The 16,996-nt window shown below is 34.6% G+C and carries 19 protein-coding genes; 15 read left to right on the top strand and 4 right to left on the bottom strand.

Annotated elements, in window-relative coordinates; all coding sequences use genetic code 11:
- Positions 1-328 precede the first annotated feature (328 nt).
- The 6 genes from C7Y47_RS25445 (at position 329) to C7Y47_RS05105 (ending at position 3,730) form a co-directional block, all read left to right on the top strand.
- Positions 329-664, top strand: coding sequence for a hypothetical protein (locus C7Y47_RS25445; protein WP_255505013.1), 336 nt, complete (start codon positions 329-331; stop codon positions 662-664).
- A 9-nt stretch (positions 665-673) separates the two neighbouring features.
- Positions 674-937: a CPBP family intramembrane glutamic endopeptidase gene (locus C7Y47_RS25440; RefSeq protein ID WP_255505031.1), complete on the top strand. Its 264-nt coding sequence runs from the start codon at positions 674-676 to the stop codon at positions 935-937.
- 348 nt (positions 938-1,285) lie between these two features.
- Entirely contained in the window at positions 1,286-1,471 is a 186-nt protein-coding gene (locus C7Y47_RS05120) for a hypothetical protein (protein WP_142507776.1), read from the top strand.
- Between the two features lie 168 nt (positions 1,472-1,639).
- The gene (locus C7Y47_RS05115) at positions 1,640-2,263 is read left to right on the top strand and encodes a hypothetical protein (RefSeq protein WP_142507775.1); all 624 of its coding nucleotides are present in this window, start codon (positions 1,640-1,642) and stop codon (positions 2,261-2,263) included.
- Between the two features lie 122 nt (positions 2,264-2,385).
- Positions 2,386-2,904, top strand: a complete 519-nt coding sequence (locus C7Y47_RS05110; RefSeq protein ID WP_142507774.1) for an RNA polymerase sigma factor — start codon at positions 2,386-2,388, stop codon at positions 2,902-2,904.
- Complete coding sequence (locus C7Y47_RS05105; RefSeq protein ID WP_142507773.1) at positions 2,870-3,730, top strand: hypothetical protein; 861 nt, start codon at positions 2,870-2,872, stop codon at positions 3,728-3,730. The genes C7Y47_RS05110 and C7Y47_RS05105 overlap by 35 nt, the downstream gene beginning before the upstream one ends.
- A 104-nt stretch (positions 3,731-3,834) precedes the next feature.
- Here C7Y47_RS05105 and C7Y47_RS05100 read toward each other — a convergent pair whose 3' ends face one another.
- Entirely contained in the window at positions 3,835-4,332 is a 498-nt protein-coding gene (locus C7Y47_RS05100; protein ID WP_142507772.1) for a DUF1648 domain-containing protein, read from the bottom strand.
- 91 nt (positions 4,333-4,423) lie between these two features.
- Between C7Y47_RS05100 and C7Y47_RS05095 the strand changes: the two genes are divergently transcribed.
- The 4 genes from C7Y47_RS05095 to C7Y47_RS05080 all read left to right on the top strand — a co-directional run bounded on the left by C7Y47_RS05095 (position 4,424) and on the right by C7Y47_RS05080 (position 7,802).
- Positions 4,424-5,164 carry a sulfite exporter TauE/SafE family protein gene (locus C7Y47_RS05095; RefSeq protein WP_142507771.1) on the top strand — a complete coding sequence of 247 codons (741 nt, stop codon included), beginning with the start codon at positions 4,424-4,426 and terminating at the stop codon, positions 5,162-5,164.
- Between the two features lie 195 nt (positions 5,165-5,359).
- A complete protein-coding gene (locus C7Y47_RS05090; protein ID WP_142507770.1) occupies positions 5,360-6,298 on the top strand; it encodes a PD-(D/E)XK nuclease family protein in 939 nt (312 codons plus the stop codon).
- 262 nt (positions 6,299-6,560) lie between these two features.
- Positions 6,561-7,316 (top strand): hypothetical protein, encoded by a 756-nt coding sequence (locus C7Y47_RS05085; RefSeq protein WP_142507769.1) that lies wholly within the window; start codon positions 6,561-6,563, stop codon positions 7,314-7,316.
- A 258-nt stretch (positions 7,317-7,574) separates the two neighbouring features.
- Positions 7,575-7,802 (top strand): hypothetical protein, encoded by a 228-nt coding sequence (locus C7Y47_RS05080; protein WP_142507768.1) that lies wholly within the window; start codon positions 7,575-7,577, stop codon positions 7,800-7,802.
- A 188-nt stretch (positions 7,803-7,990) separates the two neighbouring features.
- On the opposite strand, the gene C7Y47_RS26250 is transcribed toward C7Y47_RS05080, so the two are convergent.
- Positions 7,991-8,467 (bottom strand): tubby C-terminal domain-like protein, encoded by a 477-nt coding sequence (locus tag C7Y47_RS26250; RefSeq protein ID WP_436970096.1) that lies wholly within the window; start codon positions 8,465-8,467, stop codon positions 7,991-7,993.
- Positions 8,468-9,022: 555 nt separating this feature from the next.
- On the opposite strand from C7Y47_RS26250, the gene C7Y47_RS05070 reads away from it, so the two are divergent.
- On the top strand, positions 9,023-9,322 hold the full coding sequence (locus tag C7Y47_RS05070) for a YfzA family protein (RefSeq protein ID WP_142507766.1): 300 nt from the start codon (positions 9,023-9,025) through the stop codon (positions 9,320-9,322).
- A gap of 74 nt (positions 9,323-9,396) precedes the next feature.
- On the opposite strand, the gene C7Y47_RS05065 is transcribed toward C7Y47_RS05070, so the two are convergent.
- On the bottom strand, positions 9,397-10,845 hold the full coding sequence (locus tag C7Y47_RS05065) for an ABC transporter ATP-binding protein (RefSeq protein ID WP_142507931.1): 1,449 nt from the start codon (positions 10,843-10,845) through the stop codon (positions 9,397-9,399).
- 318 nt (positions 10,846-11,163) lie between these two features.
- On the bottom strand, positions 11,164-12,123 hold the full coding sequence (locus C7Y47_RS05060; protein WP_142507765.1) for a helix-turn-helix transcriptional regulator: 960 nt from the start codon (positions 12,121-12,123) through the stop codon (positions 11,164-11,166).
- 169 nt (positions 12,124-12,292) lie between these two features.
- On the opposite strand from C7Y47_RS05060, the gene C7Y47_RS05055 reads away from it, so the two are divergent.
- The 4 genes from C7Y47_RS05055 to C7Y47_RS05040 all read left to right on the top strand — a co-directional run bounded on the left by C7Y47_RS05055 (position 12,293) and on the right by C7Y47_RS05040 (position 16,945).
- The gene (locus tag C7Y47_RS05055) at positions 12,293-12,901 is read left to right on the top strand and encodes an MptD family putative ECF transporter S component (RefSeq protein WP_142507764.1); all 609 of its coding nucleotides are present in this window, start codon (positions 12,293-12,295) and stop codon (positions 12,899-12,901) included.
- Between the two features lie 16 nt (positions 12,902-12,917).
- A complete protein-coding gene (locus C7Y47_RS05050; RefSeq protein ID WP_142507763.1) occupies positions 12,918-13,652 on the top strand; it encodes an energy-coupling factor transporter transmembrane component T in 735 nt (244 codons plus the stop codon).
- Positions 13,646-15,106: an ABC transporter ATP-binding protein gene (locus C7Y47_RS05045; protein WP_142507762.1), complete on the top strand. Its 1,461-nt coding sequence runs from the start codon at positions 13,646-13,648 to the stop codon at positions 15,104-15,106. Before C7Y47_RS05050 ends, C7Y47_RS05045 begins: the two co-directional genes overlap by 7 nt.
- An 87-nt stretch (positions 15,107-15,193) precedes the next feature.
- A complete protein-coding gene (locus tag C7Y47_RS05040; RefSeq protein WP_142507761.1) occupies positions 15,194-16,945 on the top strand; it encodes an ABC transporter ATP-binding protein in 1,752 nt (583 codons plus the stop codon).
- Positions 16,946-16,996: the final 51 nt, after the last annotated feature.

Here is a 16,996-nt window from a genome sequence, read left to right as displayed (position 1 = left end):
GAAGAAAGACGCAATATAGAGTACCTACGGGGTTTCCACATTAAGCGGCGGAAAAGCAAGAGTTAGCGGCGAAGTTTCCATATTAAGCGGCGGAAAAGCAGGAGTTAGCGGCGAAGTTTCCATATTAAGCGGCGGAAAAGCAGGAGTTAGCGGCGAAGTTTCCACATTAAGCGGTGGAAAAGCAAGAGTTAGCAGCGCAATTCAAACATTAAGCGGCGAAAAAGCAGATGTTACCGGCGAACTTCAAACATCAACTAGCGATTTCCGGAAAACAGCTTACCATCACTTGTCATTCTTCATGTAAAACATTTTGAACAGGGGGGGAATTATGGTTTTGGAAAGTGTACTAAGCGCAATTTTTCAAGTCATATTATTTTCAGTTATACCGTTTATTTGGTGGTTTTTCTCAGCAAGAAAGGAACAATCATTTTTAAGATGGATCGGCCTCAAAAAGCTTGTCATTGAAAATAAAGGGATATATTTTGTATGGTTTTTATTCATCATTGTTTTATTAACCTTACCACTCACTTTAATTACTTATCTTTACCTAGACAGTTCAATTTTAGCGTCCAATCGTTTTACAGGACTTGGTTTTTCAGCACTCATACCAGTCTTTTTCTATGCTATTGTACAAACTGGATTTTCAGAGGAGCTATTGTTCTGAGGCTTTTTACTGAAAAGATTCATGCATAGGTTTGGTTTTCAAATAGGAAATATCGTACAAAGTTTACTATTTGGCATTTTACATGGATTGATGATGTTTTCTTTTATTCCTTTTGGAGCCGTCGTATTAGTTGTTATGTCAGCCGCGTTTGCAGGTTATTTATTGGGGTGGATCAATGAGAGAAAATCTAATGGCTCCATCTTAACAAGCTGGGGCATACATGGCATTAGTAATCTGATTGCCTCTTTCATGGCAATGTTCAATGTGCTCTAAAGACCTAGCTTATTTGCATTTCATCCTATTCGATTGCATAATAAAGCAGAGAGGTGATTGAAGTACAGTTCATCGAGTAGGTAGTAAAAGGTTGCTTGATTGTAATTAACTTCTTCAGCAGCTGAAAGAAGATAAAGTCTCCGGCGGAAGTCACGGAATCGGAAAGGAAGTTCTTTGTGCAAGCACAAAGCGGATTCGGGACGTGATTTTCACCGCAATATACCGTTATAATAATATAGCATTTACGACTTTTTTGTTAATTATCATGTCGTCTCACTTGCTATACTATTATTAGGTATTATAGGAGTAGTGTTATTCAATAGACGAAAAAAGAAGGGACGAGCATAAATGACGGAATGGCCAAAGGGAGTAGCGAAACCTGCTATACGTGCATTGAATGCGGCAGGCTATACAAAATTAGAGCAATTGGAAAAGGTTGATTTATCAGCGTTAAAAAATTTACATGGGATGGGACCGAAAGCGCTAGCGGCCATTGAAACAGTACTGAATGAAAGTAGGAAGCACAGTGAATAAACTAACGTTATTTTTACTGTTAATGGTGGTCTATTATATTTTGGTTGTTTTCGTGATTAGCAAGTTATTTATTATTCCTCTCATGAAGTTTATGGCGCTTGTATTCTTCCTTGGAGCTGGCTTTATTTTTTCTCGAAAAATGCGGAGGAAACTACAGTAGGAGGAATTATGAGAATTACAAAACTTACCATATTTTATTTGTTCATATTTATTTTAACAATAGTACTATCACTAGCAGGCGTGCACCTATCCATTACAATCTGCATTATTACCCTTACAGTGATGGCAATGCTTTATAGACATATACATATTTTATTTAGGACAAATAATATGAAGATGGTAGATAAATTAGTAAAAGATCGTAAAAATGATCCGTTTTTTGCCTATCCTTACACTCTTGCTTATGGGACTAGGGAAGAGCAGCTTCACTCATTAGAAACAGCCATTGTAAAATATAAGCAGCCAGCAATGAAGTATAACTGTAAATTTCTGATGGCGATCATGAAAGAGAATTTAGAGGAAGCAAAGGATGCGGCCGATAAAATAAAAAAAGAGCCATTAACTAGCTATGCAAAATGTTATATCGCTGCACTTGAAGGACGAACAACTGACATGCGCAGCGATCAGCTTACAAAGCCGTGGATGCAACCAGCAATTGAAGCGGTTTATGCATACAAAACGAAGAATGAAACAGCCCTTCATCATCATGCCCAGGAAAGCATTGAAATGGCTCGTGGTGTACAAAAGTATGTGTTAATACATGCATTTGAAAATATGAAAACGGATCTTTAAAAAATTTAGGCTACTTGATACTATATGGTGTCAGGTAGCCTTTTTTTTAACTTAGTAAATTTACACTTAAACATACAAATCTTGTTTCCTCATTCGTCTAATAAAGTAAGAGAGGTGAGAAGATGGAGTTTGATGAGCTTTATGAACAATATTTTCAATGCATTTATCAATTTATTTACTATATGGTCTCGGATCCAGGTTTAGCGGAGGACTTAACGCAGGAAACCTTTATCCGTGTTTATAAAGGACAGTTTAGAAATGAGGCTTCTATGGGCACTTATATAAGGAGAATTGCACGAAACCTTGTCTATGATACATATAGGAAAAAAGCACTTATTAAATGGTTGCCATTTCAAAGAGAACATGAAAAACGGGAGACACAATATGTACCGCATGATTGGATCATGCAGTCTGAGGAGCGTCGACTGTTATATGAAGCAATCCAATTATTAAAGCCTGAATATCGAGAGGTTCTTATTTACAGAAAAATTGAAGAGTTGAATTTAGCCGAAACTAGTGAAATTTTAGGGTGGTCTACAGTGAAAATAGCGAATACACAGAGAAATGCTATGAAGGCTTTAGAGAAGATACTTGGAGGTGATGAATTTGGATTTAAACAAACGACTGAAGGATCTCAATAAATTACCAGAAGATCAGGCTGTAAAGGCCCGTATTTATGAACACATTCACCATAAGAAAAGAAATGGCTTAACTTTATGGAAGGAAAGTTTTTTACTACTAACGATTGCCATGATTGCTCTATTTTTAATTTTGATCCCACAAAATTCATCACCACATCAAACTGCTGATCAATCCATCCAAGCAATTTATAAGCATTTCGGAGGAAAAGGAGGGAAATTCTTTGCGCGAAGTTCGAGTTTGTATATTTCTATAAAGAAGGTTGAAGATACAATAGTTTATAGCTTTTTTGAAGACTTAACACAGTATGTCAAAAAGGCAGATGGAAAGTTAGGTAACCATATTGCAGATGTAGTAGTTGTTAAAGATCATCGGGAAGAGCGTTATCAGATTTCAGATACAGGCATGCTAAATGTTGATTCGGGCCAATTTTTTGTTGGGAATTCTGACATGTATGATGAAGTATTTCAAACATTATACTCTGTAGAAACAATACCATGGATATTTATCCTGCCACTTATTGTGGTAGTTGTAAATATATTCTCTATGTACTATTATAAACGTCATAATCTAGAAGAATCGAAACCATCTAAGCGTATATGGTGGCTGTTAGTACTTGTACTTGCGATGCTTTCAAGCGTTTTTGCTTGGGCAACATGGGTCGGCCCATTATATAAACCATTAATGATTATGTTTGCGTTTTTATATGGTTTCATTATTTGGCATAATCTAAAGCGAGAGGTACAGACATATTCCATATATAAAGTAGAAACAATAAAAATTAGTATTATTAGTGCAACACTTGTTTTAATTATTATGCTTTATTAATTGATTTAATAATAAAACCACCTATACCTTTTGCATAATAGACAATTGCAAAGGTATAGGTGGTTTTAATTTCCCATCAACACAGTATCGGAGTGAGGTACGCTTTATTCCTTCTTACTCAATAAAATCCCACGAACAGCTCCTATTATAAATATAGTACATAGTACAAATAGAAATAAATAAGCATGCCACTGCTGTAAAATGCGATTATGGCCTAAAGCCACTGTTAAGTCATTGAAAAGTGAATATGTAAAGTACAGTAGTATACTATTTTTGATGAGACAGAAAATAATGATCCCATTTTGTCGCTCTGTATGAGATAAGGTAGGCTTATTTTTACGTGGGATCGGATAAGCGGCTCTAATCTCTAAGTATTGTAAAAGTAAAAATAGCATGAAGGCAATAAAGGGTAAATAAAAAATAGCGATTTTCGGACCAAATTGCGCATGTTCACTTGTAAAGCTTTGCAAAACGGGTATAGTTGCGGGGAGCTTACTGTATTGGATAAGCGTTGCCGTAATGCCAGCTAAAAAAATGGTCGCGACAATAAGCGTTAGTGGCTTACAAAAACGCGGTGTAAGTGTTTTTTGTTGTTCAAGCATTCGTTCACCTCGTAGTTTATCTTAAAAAGTAGCAGTCTGTTATACTGTATCATATGAATACCATCATGTGTGTCATAGAAAGAAGGATGAGATGGAATACTTGTTGTTTTTACTAATAGGCATCACAGGCAACGTCATTGGAACATTAGTTGGAGGCGGAGGGTTAATTACATTACCAACTATGATGTTAATGGGGGTACCGGTCCATTCAGCGATTGGTGCGAATAAGGTTTCAAATATGGTCAGCGCCTTTTCAAGCTTCTACACGATATATAAAAGAAAAGAATTGTCATGGTCAGAAATGCGCTCAGTACTATTTGTTTCCCTAGTAGGTGGTACCCTTGGAGGTCTGTTTGCATCGTTTATGAGCAGTCAAACATTGACGTTCATCGCGATTATTCTATTAGGCTTTGCCCTTATTATGTCCTTTATAGGTGGGGCTGAATTTGGAGAAAAAGAAAGCTTTACAATGAATCGCAAAAACGGTCCAATACTTCTTGGTGTTGGTTTTTATGATGGGATGTTCGGTCCTGGGAGCAGTACGCTGGCACTTTATACATATGCTCATGAGAAAATCTCTTATATGAAAGCTGTAGGTCTGTCACGTGTAGGTGTTTTTGCGATGTGCTCTGGAGCCGCAATTACGTATATTGCCACAGGTAAAATTGATTGGCCATTGACTATCGTGTTAATGGTTGGTTCTGTCATTGGTGCGCAAATAGGAATTATCCTTGCAAGAAAGGTTAAGGCAAGTCAAGTAAAGCTATTACTACGTATTGTAACCATTGTGCTAATAGTACAACTCTTATATGATTTTATCTTCATTCAATAGAAGACACATCTACGTATGAAGGTGATGAGATAAATGGAGATGTGATTCCTTTTCAGCGGATATCCAAACATCTACTGAATGAAGGTAAAGCCTCCGGCGGATGTCACGGATTGTTTATCTGCGCGAAAGCGAAGCGGCAGCGGCAATTACGCCAAGTCGAAATTGATAAAATACACATATAGGGAGGCGATATCCATGTTTGAAATCACACCTTTTCCATCTTTTTCGTGGTCACTGTCACGTCATAAAACGTTAACAAGCTGTGCGCGAAAATATGGCTATGAATATTATTTTTCTCATAATGGCTGGTTAAGTTACAATGTGGAGCCGTATCATCAACATGTCTATCGCTTAAAAAAGCTGCAATCCATGCCGATTTTATTTGGGCAAATTGTCCATCATTTAATAGAGCAATCGATCAATGATTATTTGCAAACCGGCAAGGCCCCAACTGTTGCTGAGCTAGTAAATCGTGCACGTGGCCAGCTTAATGCCGCTTTTATCGATTCTACACGCCATGTAGATTTATGGAGACATAAGCCGAATAAATTTTATATGATGCAGGAAATTTATTACGATGGGCAGTTAAATCCTGAACTTGTACAAGACTATAAGGAGCGAATGACCGCAGTCTTTGACAACTTTCTTAACAGTGATACTTTCCAGCAAATTACCGCTCAAAAAGGCTCCCTAAGAATTGGTGAGCCTGAACAATTTCGTTCCATGAAAATAGAGGGGATACAAGTTTTCGTCGTAATGGATTTTCATTATTACGATGAAATAGCAGACAAGTGGATTATTATCGACTGGAAAACAGGCGGAGAATCCGATGATGATCGCCAGCAATTAGCGCTCTACGCATACTATATTCAACAGAAATATCGTGTATCTCTTGACCAGATTGATGTCTATAATGAATATTTATTACCGGGTAAACGAAAAAAATATGCCTTTACAGCATTTGATATGGACAATATTTTACATACGTTTCAGCGAAGTGTACTAGAAATGAAAAAATATCAGGCAGATATTTTCTCCAATGAGCCCGTGGACTTTGAGGAATTTGAGCAAACCCTTGAAAAATGGCACTGTAAAGGGTGTAATTTTAAAGAATTATGTAGAAAAATGAGGTGAGTGACCAAAAAGTGACCAATTAAATTAAATCATCAAAATAGTCACTAGCTCTATTTATATCTTTACTAGTTAAAGGTCTTTAAATGTAAACCGTCATTTTCATATCAGAGTACCTAGAGATAAGAAATTATTTTAAGGAAAAACACTCTAATTTTGTGATAATACTTCCATTATCACGTTTTTATTGTTAGTATTTTGGATTGTTAGTATATTATACTAAGAAATTGTGTTTTCTATAATAAAGCTGAGAAGGGAGAGAATAATGAAAAAATTATTTATTGTGTTACTAGCAGCATTTGTATTTGCAGTAGTAAATCCAACAAAATCAGAAGCAAAAGTGATGTATGATGGAGCCGAAGTTGTAAAAGGCCAAACCGGAAAAATGACCTTTAAAAAAGACATCAAGGTATACAAGAAAAATCCAAATGGTACATTTGATTCGTTAGTGGTTAAGCGAAATAACTTCTTTAAAACGTATGATATTGAGAAATATGATGGCAAAATATTTTACCAGATGGGGCAATATCGCGTGCAAGCAACGGATTTAGTAGTTTTCAAAGAAGTGCCAATAAAAATTCGTTCATCTTTCTTTAACAATCCAACTTATATTTATATTAATCGTGATGGTATTGCTAGTAGTTACGGAAGTTACTTCAAAAAAGAAGGATTATGGGGTATTTATTTCAAGGATACAAATAATGGACAACTTCTGAAGTATTGCGACAGTGGTGATGGTACTTACGAATTTTGCTATGAATATCCTGGTACAGATCTTAAAATCGCTGAGACAATATCGAGAGATAGAGGTGTACGTTATGAACTAACAGGAGATGCAGAAGGGAAAGGCGTTCCATTAAAAGAATCTAAAACTGAAAGATTTATGAAAAAGGGAAGTATTGTTTATTCATGGTATAATGAAATTAATGGTTATATATATGTAGTCGATAAGTTAGAGGGAAGACACGATAGTGCTGTTTGGCTTCCGATGAATTTATTAAAGCCAGTTGGAGATAAGTGATAGATTAGGAATTATATAAAGCTCTCTTAATAAGTATTTGTTAAGAGGGCTATTTTTTATGGTTGGTTGATATGCGAACAGGATGTTTGATGATGTCTTGGACTTAGCTGGAACTTTGAGGTTTTTGAGCAATGTATGTAGAATGAGCAGAAAATGAAGAAGAATGAATGTCATACCTAACTAGGTGTGGCTTTTTATTATGTTTCATAATTTTTGTACTTACAACCCATTATATAAGTAGATGGGAGGTGTTGATTTATGGAGTATGAATATAAAGTGAAGTTTTACTTTGACGAAGGTCGTGAAGAAGAATATAAAATCAAGAATAATATTGAACAAGAAACTTTTACAGAAGAACTTTCAAATGGGCTCAATGAGAAGTCTTGGTATTCATTTACTGAAACAGAACATTATAAAACGATTTTAATCAGTACGAAAGAGGTTTATCAAGTAGTAGTAGAAAAAAATATTTTAGAATTTGATTAATCAAATGTTGAAGTCACATCTAACTTGGTGTGGCTTTTTGGCTTTAATAAGGCTGTTTTCTAAAAGTATGTAGCTGTTAAAAAATAAAGACAGGATAAATCTACAAATTGATGTAGAATCAATTCTGTCTTTTTTTGATCTTTCATAAATTGAAGCACACGGCTCATTGAAATATTAAACTTTTGCTATCAAAATTTACGTACAAATGTTTGATACATTATAGCAGTTAGAGATGCGATTTCATCATTGATTGCTTCAATGTGGATACGATTCGTTAAATTTGTATTTGTATTATCTAAATTTTTAATTACAGCAATCTTTTCACCATTTAACGTTAAAGTTCCTGAATTAGTGTAAACTTTCTCAAATTGGTACACGTCCCCGTTGATCAGAAAAGTTTGCACCTTTTCAATTAATTGCACACGCTTTTGTGTAATTGAAACCTTATCCATTGCATTGCGGCTATATAGTGTATAACGAATACCTGTAAATATGCAATCGATTTTGTATATTGAATTATTATCAATTGAAATAGCATTATAGCAATATGGCATTCCGTATCGGAGAAGCGTATGAAACAGTTGTGTTAGGATGCGGTGGCGATTTTTTTGAGGATACTTATCACTTTGTTGTCCTTGTTGTAAATGGGAATGCTTGTGTGATATAAATCTAATTCTGGGATGTTATATGAATAAATCTGCAATGATGTCTCTCCTCGATTATCTCTTAAATAATTTAATCAATGTCAATTTTAATATGAAATTGATATCTTTGTCCAAATAAATTGTACCGTTAGCTGAATAACAACATTTTTTTTAGAAAACTGCCTTTTTTAATAAATATACAACGTCATGGTTTTTCAATAGCCGATGCAGAAAATGTAATTCATCTTGGATCAACAATTAACAGAAGTCTCTTCAAATGTTGTGTATAAATGGAAATATTTATGCGAATACATCTGATTTGAGGTATTATTAAATGAAAGATGTCATTATTATCTAGGAACAAAATGCTGGAATAGGAGAGGTTTTATTGAATGATAAAAAATGGGGGATAGTGTTCTCGTTTATTTTCGGTGGTTTAGCTATTTTCCTTATATTGATTCTGTTGACTGTTTCGTTTTTGGGTCAAGAAATAATAGAATACCTTAGAGATGGGTTTTCAGAGAAATACTAGATATATTTCATTTTGACGTTGAAGAAATGGAGGGAGGGGATTACATGACTAAAAAACAACATCATATTCCATTTTTGAAAAGACCTTGGGTATCTTCTATTGGTGTATTCGTATTGTCACAAATCATCTTTATTACATTTGAAGTAACAGGGTGGATACCTAATTATCGAGATTTTGGTGGAACGTTATTTGGAAGAATTACTGAAGCCTCAATTTTCAGAGAGTGGTTTACTTTTTATGAAACACAACATTTTAATTTACTTGCTATCTTTTTTGGTGTCGTATTTCTCGTGCCTGGAATAATAGGTGCGATAAAAAACGTTTTTTCACTAAGGTCTACATAAGTAAAGTTTAGTGACAATATAAATAGAGCATTCACCCATTAAAGGGGCTGTCGGTAGACAGCCCCTTCTATAAACTATGTTGAAAGCCTCCAATTCTCAGCAGCTTGTCGAATATTAATAAAATGACGATACACACCTTCTTCTTTAATAAGTGAATGATGCGTCCCTTTTTGGATAACTTTACCGTCTTCAATGACAATAATTTGATTTGCATTTTGTATCGTGGATAGACGGTGAGCGATGATGATTGTTATTTTTCCTTGAATTAATTCATCTAGTGCAGCTTGAAGGAGCGTTTCGTTTTCAGGATCAAGACTTGCAGTCGCTTCATCTAATATAATAATAGGTGCATTTTTCAAAATAGCACGTGCAATTGAGATTCGTTGTTTCTCACCCCCTGATAGAGAAGAGCCACCGTCAGTGAGAACTGTATCATAACCGTTTTCAAGTGACATAATAAAGTCGTGGCATTGTGCTTTTGTCGCTGCATCAATGATTTCGTCTTTCGAAGCATTCGGATTTCCGAAAAGAATATTATTATAAATGGTATCGTTGAACAAATATACCTTTTGGAATACCATGCTGATGGATGATAATAGGTTATTTAGCTTTATCGTTTGAATGTTGATACCATCAATAGATATAGAACCTTTATTCACATCATAAAAACGAGCAATCAAATTGCACAAAGTCGTTTTACCTGAGCCTGATGGGCCGACAATCGCAGTGGTTGTCCCTTCTTTAATAGTAAAAGTTACATCTTGAATGATGGGTCTTTCATCGTATGCGAAGGATACTTTATCAAACTGAATATTATAGTGTTTAAGATTGATATTTTCTCCTTTCTCATCAATGGATGTCGTGTTTTCAATTGTTTCAAGTTTATCAAGTGTATTGTCTATTGTTTCTTGAACATGTATAGCATCGCTTATTGGTTCAATGCTATCAAACATTACAAATGAAAACAATGTAATTAAAAACATATCAGCTAGAACCATTTCCCCATTCGTAACCAAATAGGCTCCAACAAATACGAGAAGTACGGAAGAAAGCTTCAGAGCCATTCGATGGCCAACGTTGAAAGTCCCAAAGCCTTTCAGAATCATCAAATTGACTTGTTTGCTATTGTGGAAGGCTTCCTGTACATTACGAGATGCAATTCCTTCTTGATTAAAATTTTTAATGACTGCCATCCCACGTAAATATTCTAATGTAGCGCTCACAAGTTGATGTTGACTTTTTTGATGATAAACAGCATTTTTTCTACTATGATTTTGAATTAGTCTTAAGAAGAGAGAAGAGACGGCAACACCGCTAATAGCAACTAAAGCCATAATTGGTTGATATAGTAGTAAGAAAAGAATCATCGTGAATGTCATAATATATCCATTCACTACAACATCGATCATTTTGATGCCCATCATTTCAAAAAATAATAGGTCCGTTGTAACCGCACTATTAATGTCACCTGTCCGATGTTTATGAAAAAATCCTAGAGAAACTCTCTTCAATGTGTTTCCCATTTTAATACGATGGTCGGCTGTTATCTCATAAATAGTGTTTATTTCTAACGGCTTTAATCCAATTTGCTCATTGGAACAGCAAGTTGTCAAATTCGATAGCTGATGGGGCAATATTAAAATTTGTTGAAATTAAATATCTAGCTAATATGTCAGCTAATAAACCTCGAGTTATAGTCATCTTTAAAATGGAATTGCTGAAGTTTGTTCTGTTTGTCATTTGAAATGAAAGCTGTGAATTTTGAATGGTATTTATCGAAATGTGAATCTGTAATGGGAAGTAGAGCAAGTTTTATGATGGTCAGTAACCACCTACTATGTTTAACCTCTAAATATTTGCTGCCTATATTCTTTCGGTGTTAAATCGGCATAGCGTTTAAATAACTCTGAAAATCTACCTGCACTTTGATAGCCTACTGTTCGAGCAATTTCGTTAATAGGGAGCTCTGTATGAGCTAGTAATTTCTCAGCCTGATGAACACGTTGTTTTTGAATATATTCCGTAATTGTGCAATGATACACTTCTTTAAATAATTTTTTTAATTTTGTAGCACCCATACAAGAAATTTTAGTTAAATGATCTAAAGTTAGTTGTAGGGCGTAGTACTTTTCTATATGAGTGGCTACGTGCTCAATTTGGTGAATATCTTCTTTAGAAATTTGTGAGCAATGACAAGTTTCATTGTAAAGTACACGTTCCATTATAAGGGCTAATGCTTCATATACTTTCCCTTCATAAAAAAGTGCAGAGGTCAGATCAGCACCACGATAAGCCGCTATTTGTCGAAACAGGATTACCATTTCTGGAAAAGTAGTTGTGGCTTTTAGTGTTGTTAATGCTTGACGTGGATTCACATATTTTTCACCATATTTATGTACTAGAAATTGATCACAAAAAATAGGGGTAAACTCAATACCGATTGATTGTACTGGAATATTTTTATGAATAATAGCGCTATATTTTTCTCCTTTTCCCCAATAACTTCTTATATAACCTGGCTTTAATTGTTGGTAAGGGTTAAGCTCCTCACCTGAAATAGATTCATAGTATGAGACGGTTAAAAGTTCAGGCATTGTTAATTCTAACTGATAATCCTCAAAAAAATAAAAATCATGAATAAGAATAGAAAACATTTCCTTGTAATGATATATCCAATAATAACCTTTACCTAAAGTTGGATCGATTGTATATGTAGTACCCACTGAGTTATATTTGCTCATTTGGTCAAATTTTGAAAAACCATTCTCTAATAATAGAGGTTTAAAATGATGAGATGTCATCTGTTTTCTCCTTTCCTCAATTAGACTTTCCTCTTCCTTGATTAGACGAAAACATTGTGTAGTTATTTTTTTATGTACTACGATTCATTATAATGGTAATGATAATCATTATCAATGTAATAAAGTAAATATAGTAATAATTACTATATGAAGGAAGGGAAGTATAAAAATGTATTCGCAAACAATACAACAAAAAACTTTAAGTATTAAAGATTTAATTACAGTCGGTATTTTCTCAGCACTGTTCTTTATATTCATGATGATTGGATCAGCCCTTTTTGCCCCCAATCCTGTATTAACGTTTTTAATGCCAGCTGGCGCTGCTCTATTAACGGGACCTATTTATTTATTAATGATTGCTAAAGTACCAAAATTTGGTCCTATTCTTATTTTAGGAATATTGTTAGCGATTATTACATTTGTTACAGGGATGTACTGGTTATGGTCATTAGCTTGTATAGGAGTAGCTATAATTGGTGAATTAATAGCAGCGATTGGTAAGTATAAAAATATTTCAATAAATATTTTAAGCTATATTGTTTTTGCACTTCATCCAATGGGTTCTTACGTAATGTTGTGGCTTAATCAACAAGCGTATAAGGAGTATTTGGTAGGTCAAGGAACAGAACAAGCTTATATGGATACGATGTTAACAACTGCCCAAAATTGGATGTTACCAACAATGTTTGTTGGCACAATGCTATGCGCTTTGATCAGCGGTTTATTGGGAAAAAAATTATTGAGAAAACAGTTTGAAAAATCAGGAGTGCTTGCATAGGTAGGGCGGTGAAATTATGAATAAGGGAGAAGAATTGCAGGGCAATATGCATATGCATGTTTTCACCTTCAAACTTGATCCAAGAACGAAAATATATCTACTACTGTTAGTAAATGCAGCGGTTTTTTTGTCACCTTCTTTTCAATTTGAACGCATTTTAATAGCCATAATATTGAGTCTTTGCTTTCTAATGGGAATGTTTTCTTTTTCATTGAAAATGATGCTTGGTTACGGGTTAATTCTAGGCGTTCACTTAGTAAGTGAAATGTTTTTGTCAGGTGCGTGGGAGCTAATGTTTGTATCATTTACAATGTTTATTAGGAAAATATTCCCGTGCGTTGTAATGGGTGGATTGTTAGTTGGAACAACAAAAATAAATGAATTTATGACGGCTTTAGGAAAAATAAGAATTTCCAAAAAGGTAATTATTCCATTAGCTGTAATGTTGCGCTATTTTCCAATGATTGGTGAGGATTGGCGATATATAAAGGATGCTATGAAGTTAAGAGGCATCTCACCCTCCATAATAGGTTTTCTAAAAAATCCTGTGCAAACGGTTGAATGTATTTACGTTCCTTTATTGATGGCAGCCTCAAAAATTGCTGATGAATTATCTGCTGCAAGCATAGCGAGAGGGATTGAAAACCCGAAAGAGCGTTCTTGCTTTCAACATGTGTCATTCCAATTCAGTGATTGTATTGTAATGTTTATATTTACATTTTTTGTGTTTAGAGGAGTGTTCATATGTTGAAAATCGAGCAATATTCATTTCATTATACAGATGAGAAAAGTGAAGGTATAGAAAATATAAATATTCATGTCAAAAAAGGACAGTGCATTTTACTGTGTGGTAAAAGCGGCTGTGGTAAAACAACTATTATCCGAGCAATTAACGGTTTAATTCCTTATTTTTATGCTGGAAAGCTAAAAGGGCAAGTGTTGTTAAATAACCAACCTGTAGAAAATAGGAAAATGTATGAATTAAGCGAACAGGTTGGGACGGTGTTCCAAAATCCGAGGTCACAATTCTTTAATGTGGATACTGATAGTGAGATTGTATTTGGAATGGAAAATATGGCATATCCAAAAGAAATGATGGAAGAACGAATGCGGCAAATTACGTCTGAGCTTCGTTTAGAAAGGCTTCGTCGACGCAATATTTTTCATTTATCGGGGGGAGAAAAGCAAAAGATTGCTTTTGCAAGTGTATATGCTGTAGCACCCGATATTTTTGTATTAGATGAGCCTTCCTCTAATTTAGATGCGGCTGCTATTGAGGATTTAAAAGACATGATTGCATTACTAAAAATGCAAGGTAAAACAATTATTGTATCGGAGCATAGACTTTACTATTTAAAAGAATTAATTGATAGAGCCATTGTATTAAATAAGGGGCAAATTGTATCAGTTTACTCACAAAAGGATTTTTTACAGCTTTCAGATCTTCAACTGAGGCAATTAGGACTCCGCACACTTTATTTAGACAATGTACAGTTTCAACATAAATCGCTACCTGCTGAACAAAAAGTTCATGAGCTTGTTGTGAAGGATGTCACAATATCGCACAAAAAAAGAAAGGTATTAGAAAATATTCAATTCACAGCAAAAAGCGGAGAAATAATTGCAATCACAGGACATAATGGTGCAGGAAAAACGACCTTTGCTAGAGCGATATGTGGTCTACATAAACTATCATCAGGAAATATTTATTTTAATAAACAAAAACTAACATTGAAAAAACAGGCTCAGCTTTCCTATATGGTCATGCAAGATGTCAATTATCAGTTATTCGCAGAAACGGTCGAAAAAGAATGTGTATTTGGGGTGAAAAATCTCAATCCGAATTTAGTACGAAAAGTATTGGAGGAAATGGATTTATTAGAACTGGTCAATCGACACCCGAATACATTATCAGGAGGACAAAAACAGAGACTTGCTGTAGCTGCAAGTTTAATAAGTGAAAAAGAAATTATAGTGTTTGATGAACCGACAAGTGGATTAGATTTTGACAGTATGCAAAAGGTTTCTAGTATTTTACAGAATTTAGCGGAGGCTAATAAAATTATTTTTGTCATTACACATGACTTAGAATTTATAGCATCTTGCTGTCATCGTATACTTCGCTTCGGAGATGGAAAGAAGCAAGATGATTATAAGTTAAATAAAGAAAATCATGAGTATACAATTGAAACTTTCACTAGATAGCAGGGAATGGATCTAACGTAACTGACCTGCAATGTGCAGAGAAATGTACGATACAAAATTACGATGCAAGGGAAGGGCTGAACGATAATGGGGAAAGTTGTAAAACAAAATAAAAATCCGATCTTTATGCTTCTTTCTTGGGCTGGAAAGGATAAAAAATATTTATATTTGTCTGTTTTATGTTCTTTAATTAGTGGTCTTTCGACAATTGTACCTTATTTCATTATTTATCAAATAATTGAGCAAGTCTATCACAATAATTTAACAGAAGCTTTGTTAATTCACAATTTATTGATTTTGGCTATTTCGATAATTGTTCGATTTGGGCTCTTTGCTATTTCTGGTACCCTATCGCATAAGGGTGCCTATCGAACGTTATTTAAAGTGCGTTGTCAAGTAACAGAGCATATGGCGCAAGTTTCACTAGGTTCTTTAAATGAACGAAATACAGGAGAAATTAAAACACTATTAAATGAAGAAATTGAAAAGCTAGAGTTATTTTTAGCACATCATTTACCAGAGTTAGTGTTTTACTTGAGTGGTCCAATTGCTGTCTTCATCTATTTATGTACAGTTAACGTACCGTTAGCGCTTATTTCGTTTATTCCATTAATTGTTGCAGTGGCAGTAATGGCAATAATGTTTCGGGGGACGAATCAATTAATGGATCGAGGAGCACGTTCCATAGCCAATCTAAATGCAATCATTATCGAATATATTCAAGGAATGCGTTTAATTAAGGCATATAACATGAGTAGTTCATCATTTAAAAAGTTTACAAACGCCGTAGATGATGAATTTAATATCTGGAAAAAAATATCTTTGAAAATGGGTCCACCATATGCGAGCTTTGTCATTATTATAGAATGTGGCTTACTCCTTATGGTACCTATTGGTGGAATGTGGTTTTTAAATGGTAGTTTAACAGGAAGTGTCTTTATTCTTTTTGCATTTGTAGGCTCATTGTATTTAACAGAATTACGACCTTTACAGGAATTAGGTTCAAACTTTGCACAGGTTTTAAATGCTGTAAAGAAATGCGTAGCCTTTTTAGAAACACCTGTTTTTGGGCAAGGGCAAGCATTTCCGAACAATTACAATATCGAACTAAGAAATGTCAATTACTCTTATGATGGCCAAAAAGAACATTTAAAGAATGTGAATCTGTCTATTGCTGAAAATGAAAAAATAGCTATTGTAGGTGACTCAGGTTCTGGGAAAAGCACCATTGTACAGTTAATTTCACGCTTTAATGATGTTCAGCAAGGAGAAGTTTTGATTGGTAATCAAAATGTGAAGGATATTGATTATGAGGAATTATTAAAAAATATAACAACAGTTTTCCAAAAGACCTTTTTAACAAGTGGTACAGTGTTTGAAAACATTGTCATGGGTTCTAATGCCACACTCGATGAGGTAAGAACTGCGGCGAAAAAAGCGCAAATAGATGATTTTATTATTTCATTACCTGATGGTTACGATACGAGGGTAGGGAGTTTTGGAACTAGATTTTCTGGTGGAGAAAAGCAGCGAATTGCTATTGCACGTGCCATTTTAAAAGATGCACCGATTTTAATATTAGATGAAGCAACATCCGCAGCAGACCCAGAAAATCAGGCCGAGATTGATCAAGCCATTGCTGAACTTTGTGTTGGTAAAACAGTAATTATCATTGCACACCGTCTTGGTATTATTAAGCATTGTGATCGAGTGGCAATTGTAAATAATCAAACACTACAAGCATGTGGAACGCATCAAGAAATGCTAGAAGAAAACCCTTCATATAAAAAGACTTGGCAGGATTATAGTAAAGCTAGAGAAATTACGTATGAATTTTAACGATGTTGTACTTGTAGAAAAAAAGGGTCTTTCAAGGGAAAGCCTATTTAT

Source organism: Lysinibacillus sphaericus (assembly GCF_006864135.1).
Taxonomy (GTDB): Bacteria; Bacillota; Bacilli; order Bacillales_A; family Planococcaceae; genus Lysinibacillus.
Note: the sequence above shows the minus strand (reverse complement) of the source record. Positions and strands in the feature narration are given on the sequence as shown.